This window comes from Chryseobacterium sp. P1-3, from assembly GCF_000738495.1.
In the GTDB taxonomy this organism is placed as follows: Bacteria; Bacteroidota; Bacteroidia; order Flavobacteriales; family Weeksellaceae; genus Chryseobacterium; species Chryseobacterium gallinarum.
Genome location: NZ_JPEQ01000012.1, coordinates 72,247 through 88,758, shown reverse-complemented (window position 1 = coordinate 88,758; position 16,512 = coordinate 72,247). Strand labels below are relative to the sequence as shown.

Genomic DNA, 16,512 nt, shown 5'->3' with positions numbered 1-16,512 from the left:
CTGAGCACCTGCGATAACCTCGATGATATTACAGCGCCATCATCCAACGCCGAGAATCCAAAGTGAAAAAACCACCACTTGAATAAATGGTGGCTAAATTCTTTAGGGATACTAAAAACCAATTTAATAAAGCTTATTGCCACATAGATAAAACTGCAATAAGATCAATGATAAACTGACAATTTATTAGTCTGACTTTGATAATTTAATCGCATCTAAAGTTGCTTGTTGCCATAGTCCAAAAATTTCTTTAAGTTGATGAAACTCATTTTTTTGAAGTAAGTCCAAAACCTGCTCTATTCGTTCTAGTTCTTTTTGTTTCCACATTGGACCATTTTTAAGTTCCTTAAACGGAACCTTTTTTAGTTCTTTTATAGCTGCTTCATTTTCATGAATGAGAATATAGCTATAAGATAGACTTTGGTATTTGAATAAATTATCCAGATTTTTAAAATTGCTATTTATATAGCTGATAATATCAGGAACACTATTTGGCGCTTTTAAAAAAAATGGTTCTAAACTTATTTGTAAATCTGAAATATTATTTTTATTCCAAATTCCCCCGACTCTTTGCCCTAGTGTAAAAACAAAGGTTGTAAATTCAATAAATAAAGGTTGAACAAAATACTGCACATAAAAACTATCTTTATCAATAGAATTATCTACAAAAAAGCCAACAAGATAACAAAGGTCATCTTTTTTAACCATTTTATAGGCAAGCGGTCCCTTTTTTATGAAATTTTCAGGAAAATATAAGTTTTTGATTATTGTAGCTCTATCTTTACTATTCATAGTATTTTACTTTAATTTCTGATACTCCTATTAGTTTACCTATATGACTAAATCTACCGGTCCTGCAAAGCGCTGTTCCATTATATTGTGCCTATACATAAAAATAACACAATAAACTTGCTGCTAGGCCCAAGTAGCAGGAAACAATGCAAAAAGGAACAAGAATAACTCTATAAGAGTCGCAATGCGTTTTCAGATATGTTTCTAACTCGTGGTTACGAATATAATAGCAAATGTAACCTTTAGTAAAACTTTTTTCAACTGTTTCACAGGACTTAGTACATATCCTAATAAACCACCACCTGGTAGGTGGTGAGTATCATTATAGTAAGCCTTCTTTTCTAAAAACTGCTCGATAGACTCTTTAAAGGTTTCTTTATCAAAATGTACAAAAGTTCCACAATTTTTTCTTGCTAAAAGCTACTTGCTCTCTTCATCTGTATCGGGTTGAACATTTTTTCCCATTTTAAATAACCGTATGACCTTGATTATTATCTTTCTTAATTTCAAAATTCATAAAGTTCAAACCAATAAAAGTTAATATTCAGCACTAACAACCTTCAAGATTTCATCAGTAATGGCCAGTTCATTATCGTTCGTGTATGGAATAGTTACCATTTCTGAAGTAACTGGAAATAACCCTTGTTCCGGCGGCTCGCGCCTATAGGGAACAATTTCTATAATATCACCTTTTAGATATACCATGCAACTTGTAGAGTCCTTATACAATTTTGGAAAAGATGATTCTTTCATCTCTTTTAACAGCTCCTTAGGGGAAAACCCCGTGTTATATTCCTCATAAGTTATTTCTCTACTTTCCTTTAATGACCTGAAAAGACAGTCACTTACTTCATCCAGACTTGCTAGAATCGGCAATATAAATACTGGACTGCTGTAAACATAGCGACCAACATCTACCTGATAACCAGTTACTATCTTATATTCCTTCTTTTTCTTATAAACTTTACATACTTTCATAACTCAGTATTATTTAACAACTCTAACATTTACTTTAACACCATTATCCTTTCCGTATTTAATAGCCTTGTTAATTTGCTCGATTTGCGATGAAGTAGCTCCCTCAGGAACCCCAACTTCTAGAACACGGCTCTTAATTGCTGATCCTTCTACAGCTTCGCCTCCCCATTCTGCACCTTTAAAGTTTGCTAATTTATTAATATATCCTTTCAGTGTGTTAAAAACCTGGTTATTTTTTGCATAGGATTTCGCAGCCAAATCCAATGTTTTTATACTTGTAGCAACTCCATCGGCAAAAGCATCGATTACTGGGAAATTACTTGACTTAAAAGCACCTTTCAATCCTAATATGGTTTCATAAACAAAACCTCTTTCTAATGGGGCCATTCCCCAAAGACTTCCGCCAGCCTTTTTGAGTAGTGCGCCCGCAACGCCACCTACTTTTCCTAAAGCCATCCCTGTCACTACCATTGCTCCGAACTCCTGCAATGTACCCATATCAATTTCGTGATCAACATCGTAGCGAAGCTTTTCATCGAATCCAGTTCCAAATAGGCGGTTTACATTTCTTCCGACCCAATTATCTGTATTTTTATGATATAAATTGCCATTAATCCTTGTCAGTTCATGATAATCATCATTAGGTTTCACACTGCCCGCATATTGTCCCCAACTTGAGTCACCATCGATGTAAAAACCTCTACTATTCATAAAATAGCTTTGTTTCCCATTTGGATCAATAAACACTATCGGATTCTGATAGCAATAAACGTAAGGATTTAAATTACCATAATTGTAGATCCCTCCATTGTGCTGTCCGTCTCCATAAAACTGAGTTTCCATTACAGGATTGTAGATTGCCAACGGATCAACACCGTACCAGATGCTTGTTCTAGGATCATAGTATCTTGCACCATAATAATAAAGACCAGTTTCGTTGTCAAGCTCTTTTGCATTAAACTTATAAGGATTTACATAGGATGTTGGCTCCTGCTGCTCAACCATAGTTTCACCAAATGGTAAGTTTAAGAAGAATTGCGTTGCTTCACCAACTTCGTTGGTAACAAATGTGGCAGTGCTTAGATGATCTCCATGCAGGTAATAAACTGCATCATTGGTGTTTAATGTATTAAGCGTATTTCTTGAAAATTCTTTTTCTACGTCTTCAGCATTGTAACCTGCTTTTGAAAGAAAGTTTTTAAAGCCATTATCGGCCGCCTCCTTAGGATCAGCAACTTTATTATTTCCGTCAGAAGTTGATTGTTTAGTGGTAGTCGTACTTATAAAAGTAGTACCCACGTCAACTAACCTACTTGCTATACGCTGGTCACCTGCAAAATAATGTTTGGTCAGCATCCCGTCGCCGCTATAAACTACATAAGGGTTAGGATAAACTTTAAAATTATTGAAAATCGAACCATTATTTACCATCTCACCATTTTGATACAGCTCTGTATCATTTTGAACATCAGCCTTAATAGTACGTTCACCCTTGTCATCATAAACATAATACTGAAAAGAACCGATTTCTGGCGTATGTACAGCACGTAACCTATCCTGCTCATCCCAGTACAAGTTTGTAGGGCCAGTCTGAATCGTTGAATGTTCGATTGCATTGCCATTTCCATCATACTTGTAATAATCTTCGGCACCCGTAGGACCATCAACAATTCTTTCTACCATGTGGGTGCCAGAAATGTAACTATATGTATTATCATATGTATTACTATGCTGCACTGCTCCATCCTTCTCATGATACTGTGTTTTTGTTGCGATACCACCACCAACATTATAGGACAATGATGTGTTAAACATGGAAGTAATATTACTTACAATTGGTGTAGGGGGTTGTCCTTCTCTTATGTGAGGCAGTGCATTCCCAGAAGATTTAAGGAGTCTATTAAGGGTATCGTATTCATAATTTAATGTATAATCCCCTCCAAATCCTGGATCTGTAGTCTCACCGGTATTTTCAATTTTCGTAATGTTTCCAGCAAAATCATAAGTATATGTACCATTTAGAATTTTCAAACCGTTAGCATCCTGTAATATATGGTTCTGCAGCCTTCTCATTTTTGAATCATATTCAAATGTGGACGAAGTGTAGTTTCCAAAAGCAATACTTGTACGTTGCTCATACTTATCATATTTAATGGATTTTACGTACTCGTAGTTTGCTTCGTTAGCTATCTTTTTCAGATTTCCACCGAGATCATATTCATAGTATACTACTTCATTAAGGAGTTCTGCACATCACACGACCATATCGTTGCACAAATTATTGCTAATGACCTCTTAGATCAATATTTAATGGACAAGGTGAATACAAAAGATAAAAACGACAGATCATCCATAAGTCAAGTCAGGAAACTAGAATGGACAGCTCCTAAAGTTGCCTTGATTGAATTGCTATATGCGCTTTATCAAACGAAGTGTTTTAACGGCGGTCAGTCAGATCTCTCGGAAATATTTAGGTGGGCAGAGAGTTCATTGAACATTAACTTAGGTAATTACCATAAAACTTTAAGTGAAATTCGGTTACGAAAAGGAGAAAGAACTAAATTTCTATCTTTACTAGACAAGAATTTGAAACATTTTCTTGATGATCTGGATATTTAATGGTGAAAAACCTTTAAAATTTTTCTCATACTGTGAAAAAATAGCAAACAAATGCTTAAAGCAGATCAATTATTAAGCCTATAAAGCTATTTCTGATTTTCCATTATAACAAAAGCCTGTCCTACAAATGGCTACAAAGAAATCTTTCGGTAGTAACGAAAAACTACCGAAAGATTTCTTTTCTGATTTGCAAATTTTGTCAAGTGATTAAAATTCGAACTATGGAAATATCTATTGTAACCAAAGAAGACCTTAAGCAGTTGAAAAAAGAACTGTTGGAAGAGATTAAGCACTTGCTGGAAAATAGCATGCCTATACAAAAACAATGGCTTCGCAGCTCTGAGGTAAGAAAAGTACTGAATATATCGTCCGGTACCTTACAAACTCTACGAATTAATGGTACTTTAACATATAGCAAGATAGGGGGCTCTCTGTTTTACAGCTACAAAGACATTCAAAAACTACTCGAACAGGTTACCAGCCATTAAGGATGATAACGAATTTTGTGCTGATTCATCCGCATTACTTGATGGAAGAGATTGGTCATTTATAGAGATTGACGAGGAAACTATTGAAAAATTATCCGTACCTGAAAATAGGTTGACTTCCCATACAGTCCAATTAGTAAAGAACGGCTATGGCTATTATCAGGTGTATGGCAAACATACTGGCGAAGAATTTTGGACTTCCGAAATACCACTTTTTGAACTTGTAAAATAAATCACTAAACAAAATAGATATGCAGACTAATTTTTTTAGACAGTTAGCCAAATTAAATCTGGTGGGAGATTTAAAATTAATTTTCCGACAAGCAGAAGGTAGCGGTTTTGTACTGACTGTACTACTCAACAACGAACGATGTGGTGACAAAGCGAAAAATCTTATTCTGCCATTCAACCTGAACGGTATGGCAGAAGAACTTGACAACGGTTTTTTTGAAAAAATCTCAACACCATTACAGACCGCTTCCGGTTTAATGGTCAATATGGAAGCGTTTATGAAAAGCCTCGAAGAAGCCCAAAAGAAATCCGTGATGGAAAAAGACAAGGCGGACAAGGAGAAAAAACAAAAGGAAGCAAAAGAAAAAAAATACAAAGATGCTTTCCAGAGAGCAGAAGAATTGGAAAAAGAAGGCAAATACAAAGAAGCCTGGTCAGCCCCCCCTAAAGCATCTGCATATTCCGAATTTGCTGAAATAATTAGCAAAAAACAGGATGAATATGCACGTCATTTTGCACCAAGTCTTTTTAGTGCAAACACCAATGAGAATGTCCAATCTTCAAATCCATAATGTATGTTACTAGCAACACTATTAGAAAGAATCTTCATATTGAAAGATAATGGGCTGGAAGTTAAATTGACCGACCCAGACCCGAAATGGAGTGTAGAAACTGTGATGAATTTCTACGCCAATAAATGTCAGATTTTCTTTTAGGTAATTTGACAACTTTACTATCGTTAGTGACATTTTTTCTTTTCAGATTGTGACATTTTTTCACTGATAAGATTCTGGTATATCGTTTGAAAAATGATTGTTGTGTTCTTTAAATTTTATTGTTTAACCAAAAAAACGTTTGTTATGTCAATCGAAAAAAGAAACAATGGCAGTTTGCTCCCTGCAAATCCACGTACACTGTTCGATGACTTTTTCAGTCGCGAACTATTTAATTGGGGCAATAATAATTTTTCTTCCACACGGACGACTCTCCCATCAGTGAACATTATGGAGAATCCAGAAAATTTTATGGTGGAAGTCGCCGCACCGGGTTTGGAAAAACAAGATTTCCAAATTAGCCTGGAAGGTAATCTTCTTACTATTTCTTCTTCAAAAAAAGATCAGAAAGAAGAGAACAACAGCAATTATACTCGCAGAGAGTTTAGTTATCAATCTTTTAGCCGATGTTTTGAGCTTCCCAAAGACGAAGTCGATGATGAACATATTGAAGCTAAATATGATAATGGTGTTCTGAAACTCACTGTGCCAAAGAAAGAGGAAGCAAAAAAACAAGCTCCTAAACTTATAGAAGTTCAATAATCAGTTCAGTTTTTGCAGTTGGCTTTTATAATCAAGCCAGCTCATATAATTTTTGATTTTGAATTGAGAAAATTTAATCTTTTAACATTAAGTAAAATTTAAATTATTGTCATTACTAAACTAAAATCAACTATTATGAAAAAATTAAGCTTATTCACTTTTTTTGCATTTTTATTTGCTGCTATCATTTATTCTTGTAACAACGATAGTTTCAACAGTATGAACGGGGATGATGCAGTAAAAATCTCTAATGAAAATTCTAAAACTGTAGCCAGAACATCTGAAGAAACGGACGGCTTCTCTTATGTTAATTCCAAAGACCCGGCTTTCGATAATTTTTTAAGTTCACAAACCTATCAAAACCACAAAGACTATATTAATGGTCTTGGTGATATGGATCTTAACACTATACTTTATAAGCAATATGAAGTCGATGGCAAGACGTATGATTTTTTTGTGGTTTCTCTTTTGCGAAATGGTAAATTGGAAGGCAAGTTGGAAATTCTTAATCTTAAAGACACACCGTTCCTTCCGAACAAAGATAAATATGCGTTGAATTATGCTGATTTATCATCCTATGATATGAATAGGCAAACCGGCAGTATCAAACTGTATGATCTGAATTATGACAACTTTATGCATACCAAAATGGATATTGATAAGGGGTATTATACTAATGTTGAAGGAGATGGGCTTTCTGATGAGCTTAGGGAAAAATATGCATACCTTGCAAATCCAGCTAAAAGTGCTAATTTAACTTCAAGACATTTATGTGACAGCAATGGCAATGGAAATATTTCCTTTGGAGAATGCTATAGCTGTATTGTAAGAGCCATCAAGCAAAATTCTACATCTACAGCAATCTGTAATTCGTATGAAGCAATGGGGTTACCTTGGTGGGGATCATGCGGTGCGTCAGTAACCGTATCGTGTGCAATCATTTCGTCAATATCTTAAAATATATATATGATGCTTTTTGAAGATCCAACTTATTTAATTATTGCATTTGCAGTATTTGCGGTATTAAACGTTGTTACAATCAGAGATATTCTTAAAAACAAAAATCTTTCAAAAAGACAAAGAAACAATTATATCTGGTTGCAGTTCGGTTTACCGATCATTGGTGCGATTATCTACTTTTCAGAAAAAAGCGATAAATCACTTCACCTGAAAAAGTAGTTTCTGACCTTTTACTTACAATAAAGCTGCCTCTAAGAGGTAGCTTTATTATTATGGATTATATCTTTTGATGAACACTCCATTTTATTTACTTATAACTTCTTTGTAAGTATATACATTGTATGGATATAGTTTCTTAGCCAGGATTTTGGCAACAATGCTAGTGATCAGCAAAGGGATTAGCAAAAGATAACCTGATGGTACAATACTGGAAATAATGAATATCGCAGTAATAGGCGCATGAATAGCTGCGGAAAGCATCGCAGCGGCTCCGAACAATGCAAAGTTAATAACTATCAAGTGCGTACCTAAATAATGGTTGCAAAACTGAGCAAAAAGAGTTCCTAATAATGCGCCTGTTACGATACTTGGAGCGAAAACTCCTCCATCACCTCCTGCACCTAGTGTTAATGATGCCACTAAAGGCTTTACAAAAACAAGTAATATCAATGGAATGAAATAGCCCGGATCTACTGTGTCGTATGAACTGCTTTCAAGAATTTTTCCAAGCCCGTGATAACTGTCCCCGTACAAAACAGGAAGAAAAAAGATAAATACTCCAACCGAGACAGCTCCCAGATTTGCACGAATAAAATTATTACTGATCCCACCGAAAAATGTCTTCGCATAAATAACAATCTTCGTAAAATACAGTGCAAAAACACCCCCGATCAAACCCAGAATCACAGCAAACGGCATTGCCTACCAACGCCACTCTTTTACTGCAAATGAAAATAAAGGGTTGGAATCAAAATAATGAACAAAAACATAAGCAGAAAGCATAGAACTGATTCCACTAATCAGCAAAGTTTTATTGTATTTACGGGCAATAACTTCAAATGCGAATAAAAATCCGCCCAAGGCGCTTCCAAATAATACTGTTACTCCAGCTATAATACCGGCGCATATCAGTTCTGTCTTATATGCCCTTGCGGTATGAAAATGTTTGTAGGCCTGATTACCAAATGTTGCTGTAGCAACAACAGTAGATACTTCTACTCCCGTAGAACCTCCGAAAATTACCGTTAAAAATCCATTGATATAATGGGAAGGTATTTTGAAAAAAGGGAGATGATCCTTTCTCGTTTCAAGAGTCGTGTATATTTCCTTAATTCCTTTGTTTTTTCTATTCTGGAAAAAATATTTACGTAAAAAATAGATGGCTGTAATCCCTATACTAGGCAAAATGATAAATAATCTATTTTCCGTAGTCATGGTTTTTTCAAATAAATGTTCCTGCACATATCCTGTCAAATGCTTTAGGCTATAAGAAATCAGGGAACAAAAAATGCTAACAAGAATTGAAATCCCGGCTAATTTTACGTAGCTCATCCTTATGATTTTCTTTCTTTGGACTTTATTACCTTGCATAACTTCGTTTTTAGAGCGGAACAAAGGTAAGTCATATTTTATAGTTTATTATGCATCTATGAACTTTCGCAATTAGTGAAAATGTATAGAAGATAATTTTTTTAAAGATTAGAAACGATAAAAAAGTACGAAAGGTGGAATCTTAAAAGAATTTGTATTCATAAAAAAATTCATTTTTTTTAACAAAATTTCTGACTTACTTTTGCTTACACAAGAAAAGAATAATGATTTATACAATACCTACAAAAAAAGGACTTGGAATCGAAATTTGGGGAACCCGTGATGATCTTGAATATCTGTACGATATTGTTTCAAAATTTTGGAATAATCCAACTCTTTCGCAAGTTAAAGGATACGAAGACAAAAACAATCTGATTAGTAGTTTTTCATTCGAAATACGGAAAGCTTCGTATGGCAGCCGTTTAACCAGAAGTCATAGTCATTATACTTTTGAGCAAATTCCATATTGTGGTTTTCAAGTTTCATGGGTCCATCTTTTGTTTTCTATTGCTGCATTAAAATACAATATGAAAATTACGGAAAGTAATAAAGCAGATATTGCCATGTTTCTTCATCTTGAATATTGGATTGAAAAGGCAATGAAAAGTTATGATACAGTTGGTGCTGCCAATCTTTTGCCATATCTGGATGACGCTATTAATGTCGGAAATGAATATCTCTATCTCTATATGAGACATATTAACTCTTCCTTTTTTGAACTGAAGGGAGGCAAAAATTCCTTTAGAAAATTGGACAAATTAATGCGGACTGCTGTCTATGCTACGGAAGAGTACAATAATTTACTAAGTTTTCTTCAGTCAGAAGCGAAAAAACATCACTGTAAAGTAGAAGATCTGGAATTAAATGATGAGGATAAAATATATGAAATTCAATGGTAAATATATTAAACGTTGACTACTAAAGAAGATAAGCGAGCCGATGTGCTACTACAAAAACTTATTTGAACGTGCGAATCAATTGTATTTTTCTTGAATTACCTATTTTAATCTAATTTCCAACGATTTTCCTCTAATTCATTTATTTTTTGAGCAGATCTCAAATTAATACACTCCTTAATTATCAGTTCAAGAACTGCTGAAATTTTGGATATATCGTAGCTGGATTCCAAATCTTTAATGTCAAAGAATCTCAGCATATGTGTTCTTTTCTCGAACAACTCTCCCTGATAAATGCCTAACTCCTTATTGTAATTATTCCATCTGACCATTGCATCAGCGCCAACATCTAAATAACACTCAATTGCAGCACCGCAGCCATTAATATTGCCAAAGCTTTCACCATCAGGACCGACGGTTTTAAAGCTTTCAAAAGCCTGCAAATCTGGTAGTCTAAGCACCTTCATATTATTCAGTAATTTTAGTTTTTTAGTTTTGTTATAACTAAACACTCCTTCAGCGTCATTATCGTATAAAATTATAATGTCATTTTGGACTGCAATACTTATCAGTCCTTTTGTGAAATTAAATAAATTTCCTGTTCCACTAAATGGGTATCCTTCCTCCATATCTACGAAGGTAAAAAAGTCTGAAATGTGCGGTTTAATTAATTTGAATGCGTGCTTGAGAATTTTTGCATCTGTGCTCCCCTCGGTCACGATCAAAAATTTATGTTCGGCATCTAATTCTCTTACAAAATAGTCCCTGTTAGCCCAACCAGATTCTTCGACGTCAGAAAACTGCCAGTTAACAGGTAAACTTTTTGCTAATGGATTTTGCATCAATAGATGCAAAATTGAGTAAGCACTCAGATTTTCCATTGCTTCACCAATCTGAAAACGACCATAGTCGGGATCATCGATAATTTTTTCAAGTCCTAATTTATCAAATATGTAACGCCTAAAAAATTTGCCGAAACTTTCGCCCTCACCATAGTCGCAAGAAATTACATTCACATCCACTTTAGTTAGTGCTTCTAATAAATGATCAAAATTAAATTTGTCTAAATCAATATCATTCAATTCAGTGATAAGCTGAAATTCCTTGCAAGCATATTCAAATGAGTAGCCTAACAGGTTGATCCTGTCTATAACTTTTGATAAAGATTTTGACATCCCATCTTTAAGTTCAATTACCAAGTTATATTCTTCAGAACCATCAGTCATTGGATTTTCCTCGTCAACATAATAATATGGAACCTTTGTCAGGTCATCAGGTTGAAAAATTGGATTATAATCATTGAAGAAATTGTTTTTTCCCCAATCAACTTCAAGATTACCTACTGACAAAAGAATCATCGAGCCCATAGCTATTGTTTTTTTAGTTCTAAATACCAATTTAGATTACATTGCGATTTTTCTTAAAAATATGTATTTTTTTTCAATTTCTAGCTCATATGTGTATCTTGTAGCAATACATTGGCTATAAATTGCAGTAAAAAAATAGATAATTGTATTCAGTCCATCTTTATTCTAGGCAATCCAATTTCGTGTTCCTGCGGATAAGGCTGCCTGAAAGTCATACTAACATCTTCCCGCAAACTTCTTTCCATCTCTTTTGATTTGTCCTCATCCATCGAATACCGCGGATCGGCAATCAGGGGCATCTTAGCCATTCGGGTAATAGTCACAGTCGGAAAATGGTAATCAACTTCAACAGTCCCCTGCAGAAGATAAATACCACCTTCTTTAAAAGGAAACTTTTTCAGGCTGTCCGGAAAATGGGCCGTATCAAAATATTGCCCTTCCGCATCTATCCAGGTTCCAAAATACATATCATCTTTCTTTCCCGGATCATTTTTCATTTTAATGGGTACATGCTTTCTGGAAATCAAATAAGCCAGCATCCTAACTTGTTTCTTGTGATACTTTAAAAGATCTTTAACCAATACGTTGCCTCTGTGCTTCGTTTTAAGTAAATCAAATATAGAATAGGAAACCGGAAATCCTAATATCTCAATCTCATCAAAGGCATCTTCAAATGGATTTCTATCGATTGTCGGTAGCTCATAATTTTTTTGAGGTTCATCAAATAATGATATAATCTTGGTTTTGTATTGATTCTTTGAAAGTAAGAATCTTGCCTCAATCAATAACTCGTGTTTTTGCTTTCCTGTGAATCTGAAAGCGCCGACAAAAATTAATATCTGCAGTGTTTCGATGCCAATATTAACTCTTTTGACAAAATCCTCTAAGGATTTGTAATTTCCATTCTCTTTTCTTTCCTCAGTAATAAATTGCTTGATAGATGCTTCCAGTTTCTCAATATGCATTAAGCCTAAATAGACATCTGTTCCATATACGGTTGTATGAAATTCGCTCAGGTTAATGCACGGATTATGAATCGTAGCGCCTGACATTTTAGCTTCGTGAACATAAACTTCTGTCCGGTAAAATCCTCCACCATTGTTAATAGCAGAAACCATAAACTCAATAGGATAATAAGCTTTCAGATATAAACTCTGATAACTTTCCACCGCATAGGAAGCGGAATGTGCTTTACAGAACGAATATCCGGCGAAAGATTCAATTTGTCGGTAAACTTCCTGAGAGAGCTGGTCCGGATGTCCTTTTCTTTTACACGATTCAAAAAAATCATCTTTTAATTTCTGTAAGGCAGAAAGAGAACGCCCCTTACCACTCATCGCCCGTCTTAACACGTCACCATTGGCAGCTGAAACACCTCCAAAGTGCATCGCAATTTTTATGACATCTTCCTGATAGACCATAATGCCGTACGTTTCCCCTAATTCTTTTTCAAACACATCGTGGAAGTACTCAAATTGACCGGGATGATTGTGCCGGAAAATGTATTCGCGCATCATTCCGCTCTGGGCAACACCTGGTCGAATGATGGAAGATGCAGCTACCAATACCTTATAATTGTTACATTTAAGTCTCCGCAGTAAACCTCGCATAGCTGGTGACTCGATGTAGAAACAGCCAATGGTTTTTCCAATGCTTAAATACTCATTACACTTTTTTTCATCTTTCGAGATTCTTGTATTTTCAATATCTACGTGAATTCCTCTTTTTTCCTTAATCAAATTAACTGTGTCTTTAATTGTTCCCAGTCCTCTCTGAGATAGAATATCGAACTTTTCCAGTCCAATATCTTCTGCCGTATGCATATCGAACTGTACAATTGGAAATTCTTTTGGTGGGAATTCTAAAGCTGAATAATTGGTAATCGGTTCTTCAGAGATCAAAATCCCACAGGAGTGCATACTTCTCTGATTCGGAAAGCCTACCAAAAGTTGCTCATATTTATAAATCTGCTGAACCACTGAATTCTGATCGTGTAATTCTTTTGGTTTTTTAGAAAGCTGGTCCAGTTCATCTTTAGGAAGACCGAATACTTTCCCCAACTCTCTGAATCTTGATTTTCTTTTAAATTCCACATTAGTTTCGCAAAATGCCACGTGATCTTTTCCGTACTTTTTAAAAATATATTCTAAAATGACATCACGATTTTTCCAGCTCCAGTCGATATCAAAATCCGGAGGCGATTTACGGTTCAGGTTAAGAAAACGTTCAAAATAAAGATCGAGTTCTAAAGGACATATGTCTGTAATTCCAAGACAATAGGCAATAATGCTGTTAGCGCCGCTACCTCTGCCAACGTGCATAAACCCCCTGCTGTTACTGTATTGTATAATATCCCAGGTGATGAGGAAATAGCCGCAAAAATTCAATTCATCAATAACTTTTAACTCTTTTTCAACCCTTGTTTTCGCTTGTTGATTATTATCAGGATATCTCTTACTTAAACCTTCATAAGCCAACTGAGATAATAATTTAAAATCATTTTCCCTGCTGTCAGTAAAATGTTTTTTATTTTTAGGTGTATTAAATTCAAAATCAAAGCTACATTCATTAACGATATGTTTTGTATTTTCAATAATTTCAGGGTAGTGTCCGAATTGACTCAATAGCTTTTTCTTATCAATAAAACATTCATCTTTTCTGCAATAATCTTTTTCAGTCAGTTTCGTAAAAAGGGTATTGCCATCAATCGCCCGCAATACTTTATGAAGCTCGTATTCTTCATCGGTTTTAAAGGTTACCGGATGAAGAATGACCATTTTATGTATTAAAGATTTGAGTTCAGGTTTTATCAATAGATTTAGCTCTTCCTGTCTGATCCCAATAAATTCGTGTTCCAATAGTTTTTCGGGAGTATTTTGTAAAGAGTAGATGACAAAACAATGTTCCAATCGAGGATTCTCTTTCGGAATACTAATACCGTCACAGTTGTAATCCGTCAAAAGCCTATTAACTTCAGCAATGCCTTTAGGATTTTTAGCCAAGCAAATGTAGTATTGCTCATTTACAACTCGCACATCAACGCCAACAATTGGTTTGATTCCACTTTCCTGACACAATTTGTAAAACTGATAAATACCGGTCACGGTATTGATGTCAGTTAATGCCAAAACTTTTAACTTATAATCAACAGCCAACTGCACCAAATCTTCAACAGAGATAGTCCCATAACGTAAGCTATGATAAGTATGACAATTGAGAAACATAAGTTAATTTTTAATTTAAAAGACCTGAAGCACGTCCAACACTTTTTACTCCAAACCTATCTTTGATTTTATCCATTGTCTGGTATAATGAGATCAGTTCTTCCGTATCTTCGAAAAGGTTCATCTGATGGCTTCCGTGAACAAGCCCGGTAAATTTTATCCCAACAAGACGAATTCTCATCCTGCGGGTATATACTTTTCTGAACAGTTCTAAAACATATTTGAGCAAAGTATGATCTGCTGAAGTATAAGGTACTTTACATTGTTTAGTCTCTGTATCAAAGTTCGCATATCGTATTCTTACAGAAACGGTCGAGGTCAGCCATTGCTCGTTTCTCAGCTGGTAACAGAGCTGCTCCACCATTCCGGAAAGAATACTTCTGATATTCTGAACATCGATAGTATCTTCGGCAAAGGTTGTTTCCGTAGAAATAGATTTTCTTTCAGAATATTGAATGACAGGCGTGTTATCAATACCGTTGGCTTTCTTCCAAAGTTCTAGTCCGTTCTTTCCGATCAGTTGCTGTAACACATCAACTGGCATTTTAGACAGGGTTTCTATTTTTCTGACCCCTAATCTTGACAGCAGTTCAAAAGTTACATTTCCAACCATCGGAATCTTTTTGACCGATAAAGGATTTAAAAAAGGTTGAATATATTCAGGCTTCACTTCAAATCTTCCGGCAGGTTTTGATTCACCGGTTCCAATTTTTGAAACGGTTTTATTGGTGGAGAGCGCAAAACTAATCGGCAATCCTGATTGCTTGGTCACGGCATTGGCAATTTCAGTTGTCCACTGGTAGCATCCGAAAAATTTGTCCATTCCGGAGAGATCCAGATAAAATTCATCCACACTCGCTTTCTCCAAAACAGGCACTTTTTCCTGAATGATCTCTGTTACCATATGCGACATATTGGAGTAGTATTCCATATCGCCTTTAATGACCTGCGCTTCGGGGCATAATCGCAGAGCCATTCTAATCGGCATTGCCGAACGTACCCCGAATTTTCTGGCTTCATAGGAACACGATGCCACCACTCCACGATCTCCACCTCCTATGATAACAGGCTGTTTCTCCAATACAGAGTGTCTCAGCCGCTCACAGGAAACAAAAAACGTATCCAAATCCATATGCGCGATCGCTCTTTCCATTTGACAAAATTAGATACTAACTGTATCATTTTTTATATATTTGCAGATACAAATTGTATCAATGTCAATTTTTTCAGAAAACATCAGGTATTTAAGAGCTCAAAAAAAATTATCACAGCAAGAACTGGCAAAAGAAATTTTTTTGAGCAGAGTGCGTTATTCGAAATACGAAGACGGTCGCTCAGAGGCTCCCTATGAGGTTTTGATCAGGATTTCGAAATATTTTAAGGTAAGTATTGACCTTTTACTGACAGTCGATATTAAAAAGTACCCTTTGGAAGATGTAGTTAATCTTCCAGCAAATAAGGTATTGCTTCCAATAGTTGTAGATACGGAAGGTAATAATTTTATTGAGATTGTTCCGCAGAAGGCTTCTATGGGGTATCTGAAAGGTTTTAGTGATCCTGAATACATTGAAAGCCTACAAAAAATATATTTCCCCTTCCTTAAGAATGGGAAATACAGAGGATTTTTAGCTGATGGTGATTCAATGCCACCATTTGCCGATCAATCTATTCTTATTGGTGAGTATGTTGAAAAACTGGAAGATTTAAAAGCCAATAAGGAATATATTTTTGTGACACAGGAGGGCATTACTTACAAAACATTTTTTGAAAAGAACTAAAAAATTCATTACCGTTTTAGCGGACAATTCATTTTATGAACCTTATAATATTGCTTTGGACGAGATTGCTCAAGTATGGCGCTACGTGAGAGGAATTTTGCCGCAGGATTATAAACCGCACACTCTGCCTGATAAAGCGAATTTGAAAAATTTAATGGACGAGGCTAAAAAGAGTATTAGCAAACTGGAAAACAGCTTATTGAAATTAAGCCAAGAATAAAAAACTTCCCCGAAGGGAAGCAAACACAAATGATGAAAAAACTCTCTATGAAG

Annotated in this window: 15 protein-coding genes and 2 pseudogenes; 10 read left to right on the top strand and 7 right to left on the bottom strand. The window is 35.3% G+C overall.

All coding sequences use genetic code 11. The features are described from left to right. Window positions 1-186: 186 nt before the first annotated feature. From HX13_RS16655 to HX13_RS16645, 3 genes are all read right to left on the bottom strand, one after another. Window positions 187-792: a hypothetical protein gene (locus HX13_RS16655; RefSeq protein ID WP_050022012.1), complete on the bottom strand. Its 606-nt coding sequence runs from the start codon at window positions 790-792 to the stop codon at window positions 187-189. 537 nt (window positions 793-1,329) lie between these two features. Then, window positions 1,330-1,770 carry a hypothetical protein gene (locus tag HX13_RS16650; protein WP_050022010.1) on the bottom strand — a complete coding sequence of 147 codons (441 nt, stop codon included), beginning with the start codon at window positions 1,768-1,770 and terminating at the stop codon, window positions 1,330-1,332. 9 nt (window positions 1,771-1,779) lie between these two features. Next, window positions 1,780-3,843, bottom strand: coding sequence for an RHS repeat-associated core domain-containing protein (locus HX13_RS16645; RefSeq protein WP_050022009.1), 2,064 nt, complete (start codon window positions 3,841-3,843; stop codon window positions 1,780-1,782). 57 nt (window positions 3,844-3,900) lie between these two features. Here HX13_RS16645 and HX13_RS26440 point away from each other — a divergent pair, with 57 nt between their 5' ends. The 7 genes and pseudogenes from HX13_RS26440 (at window position 3,901) to HX13_RS16615 (ending at window position 7,603) form a co-directional block, all read left to right on the top strand. Then, window positions 3,901-4,389, top strand: a complete 489-nt coding sequence (locus tag HX13_RS26440; RefSeq protein ID WP_157837458.1) for an RteC domain-containing protein — start codon at window positions 3,901-3,903, stop codon at window positions 4,387-4,389. Window positions 4,390-4,610: 221 nt separating this feature from the next. Beyond that, window positions 4,611-4,877 (top strand): helix-turn-helix domain-containing protein, encoded by a 267-nt coding sequence (locus HX13_RS16635; protein WP_050022007.1) that lies wholly within the window; start codon window positions 4,611-4,613, stop codon window positions 4,875-4,877. Window positions 4,878-5,128: 251 nt separating this feature from the next. After that, window positions 5,129-5,680, top strand: a complete 552-nt coding sequence (locus HX13_RS16630; RefSeq protein ID WP_050022006.1) for a PRTRC system protein E — start codon at window positions 5,129-5,131, stop codon at window positions 5,678-5,680. 3 nt (window positions 5,681-5,683) lie between these two features. After that, window positions 5,684-5,815: pseudogene (locus HX13_RS22175) on the top strand (PRTRC system protein C); the annotation flags it as partial. Window positions 5,816-5,968: 153 nt separating this feature from the next. Then, the gene (locus HX13_RS16625) at window positions 5,969-6,424 is read left to right on the top strand and encodes an Hsp20/alpha crystallin family protein (RefSeq protein WP_050022049.1); all 456 of its coding nucleotides are present in this window, start codon (window positions 5,969-5,971) and stop codon (window positions 6,422-6,424) included. Window positions 6,425-6,559: 135 nt separating this feature from the next. Then, window positions 6,560-7,381 carry a hypothetical protein gene (locus HX13_RS16620; protein WP_050022005.1) on the top strand — a complete coding sequence of 274 codons (822 nt, stop codon included), beginning with the start codon at window positions 6,560-6,562 and terminating at the stop codon, window positions 7,379-7,381. Between the two features lie 9 nt (window positions 7,382-7,390). After that, entirely contained in the window at window positions 7,391-7,603 is a 213-nt protein-coding gene (locus tag HX13_RS16615) for a hypothetical protein (RefSeq protein ID WP_050022004.1), read from the top strand. Window positions 7,604-7,687: 84 nt separating this feature from the next. On the opposite strand, the pseudogene HX13_RS16610 reads toward HX13_RS16615, so the two are convergent. Then, window positions 7,688-8,818: pseudogene (locus HX13_RS16610) on the bottom strand (chloride channel protein). A 380-nt stretch (window positions 8,819-9,198) separates the two neighbouring features. Between HX13_RS16610 and HX13_RS16605 the strand changes: the two are divergent. After that, window positions 9,199-9,873, top strand: coding sequence for a DUF6904 family protein (locus HX13_RS16605; protein ID WP_050022003.1), 675 nt, complete (start codon window positions 9,199-9,201; stop codon window positions 9,871-9,873). A 104-nt stretch (window positions 9,874-9,977) separates the two neighbouring features. Here HX13_RS16605 and HX13_RS16600 read toward each other — a convergent pair whose 3' ends face one another. The 3 genes from HX13_RS16600 to dinB all read right to left on the bottom strand — a co-directional run bounded on the left by HX13_RS16600 (window position 9,978) and on the right by dinB (window position 15,614). Beyond that, window positions 9,978-11,267 carry a HEPN/Toprim-associated domain-containing protein gene (locus HX13_RS16600; protein ID WP_050022002.1) on the bottom strand — a complete coding sequence of 430 codons (1,290 nt, stop codon included), beginning with the start codon at window positions 11,265-11,267 and terminating at the stop codon, window positions 9,978-9,980. Window positions 11,268-11,386: 119 nt separating this feature from the next. Beyond that, entirely contained in the window at window positions 11,387-14,461 is a 3,075-nt protein-coding gene (locus HX13_RS16595; protein WP_050022001.1) for a DNA polymerase III subunit alpha, read from the bottom strand. 10 nt (window positions 14,462-14,471) lie between these two features. Then, window positions 14,472-15,614 (bottom strand): DNA polymerase IV, encoded by a 1,143-nt coding sequence (gene dinB / locus HX13_RS16590; RefSeq protein WP_050022000.1) that lies wholly within the window; start codon window positions 15,612-15,614, stop codon window positions 14,472-14,474. Window positions 15,615-15,675: 61 nt separating this feature from the next. Here dinB and HX13_RS16585 point away from each other — a divergent pair, with 61 nt between their 5' ends. Together HX13_RS16585 and HX13_RS24625 are read left to right on the top strand one after the other, a co-directional pair. After that, complete coding sequence (locus tag HX13_RS16585) at window positions 15,676-16,239, top strand: XRE family transcriptional regulator (RefSeq protein WP_050021999.1); 564 nt, start codon at window positions 15,676-15,678, stop codon at window positions 16,237-16,239. Next, window positions 16,226-16,459 carry a hypothetical protein gene (locus HX13_RS24625; protein ID WP_050021998.1) on the top strand — a complete coding sequence of 78 codons (234 nt, stop codon included), beginning with the start codon at window positions 16,226-16,228 and terminating at the stop codon, window positions 16,457-16,459. The genes HX13_RS16585 and HX13_RS24625 overlap by 14 nt, the downstream gene beginning before the upstream one ends. Window positions 16,460-16,512: the final 53 nt, after the last annotated feature.

Coding starts and splice junctions, on each gene's coding strand:
- HX13_RS16655 (WP_050022012.1), bottom strand. CDS start 792: ATGAATAGTAAAGATAGAGCTACAATAATCAAAAACTTATATTTTCCT.
- HX13_RS16650 (WP_050022010.1), bottom strand. CDS start 1,770: ATGAAAGTATGTAAAGTTTATAAGAAAAAGAAGGAATATAAGATAGTA.
- HX13_RS16645 (WP_050022009.1), bottom strand. CDS start 3,843: ATGAGAAGGCTGCAGAACCATATATTACAGGATGCTAACGGTTTGAAA.
- HX13_RS16635 (WP_050022007.1), top strand. CDS start 4,611: ATGGAAATATCTATTGTAACCAAAGAAGACCTTAAGCAGTTGAAAAAA.
- HX13_RS16630 (WP_050022006.1), top strand. CDS start 5,129: ATGCAGACTAATTTTTTTAGACAGTTAGCCAAATTAAATCTGGTGGGA.
- HX13_RS16625 (WP_050022049.1), top strand. CDS start 5,969: ATGTCAATCGAAAAAAGAAACAATGGCAGTTTGCTCCCTGCAAATCCA.
- HX13_RS16620 (WP_050022005.1), top strand. CDS start 6,560: ATGAAAAAATTAAGCTTATTCACTTTTTTTGCATTTTTATTTGCTGCT.
- HX13_RS16615 (WP_050022004.1), top strand. CDS start 7,391: ATGATGCTTTTTGAAGATCCAACTTATTTAATTATTGCATTTGCAGTA.
- HX13_RS16605 (WP_050022003.1), top strand. CDS start 9,199: ATGATTTATACAATACCTACAAAAAAAGGACTTGGAATCGAAATTTGG.
- HX13_RS16595 (WP_050022001.1), bottom strand. CDS start 14,461: ATGTTTCTCAATTGTCATACTTATCATAGCTTACGTTATGGGACTATC.
- dinB (WP_050022000.1), bottom strand. CDS start 15,614: ATGGAAAGAGCGATCGCGCATATGGATTTGGATACGTTTTTTGTTTCC.
- HX13_RS16585 (WP_050021999.1), top strand. CDS start 15,676: ATGTCAATTTTTTCAGAAAACATCAGGTATTTAAGAGCTCAAAAAAAA.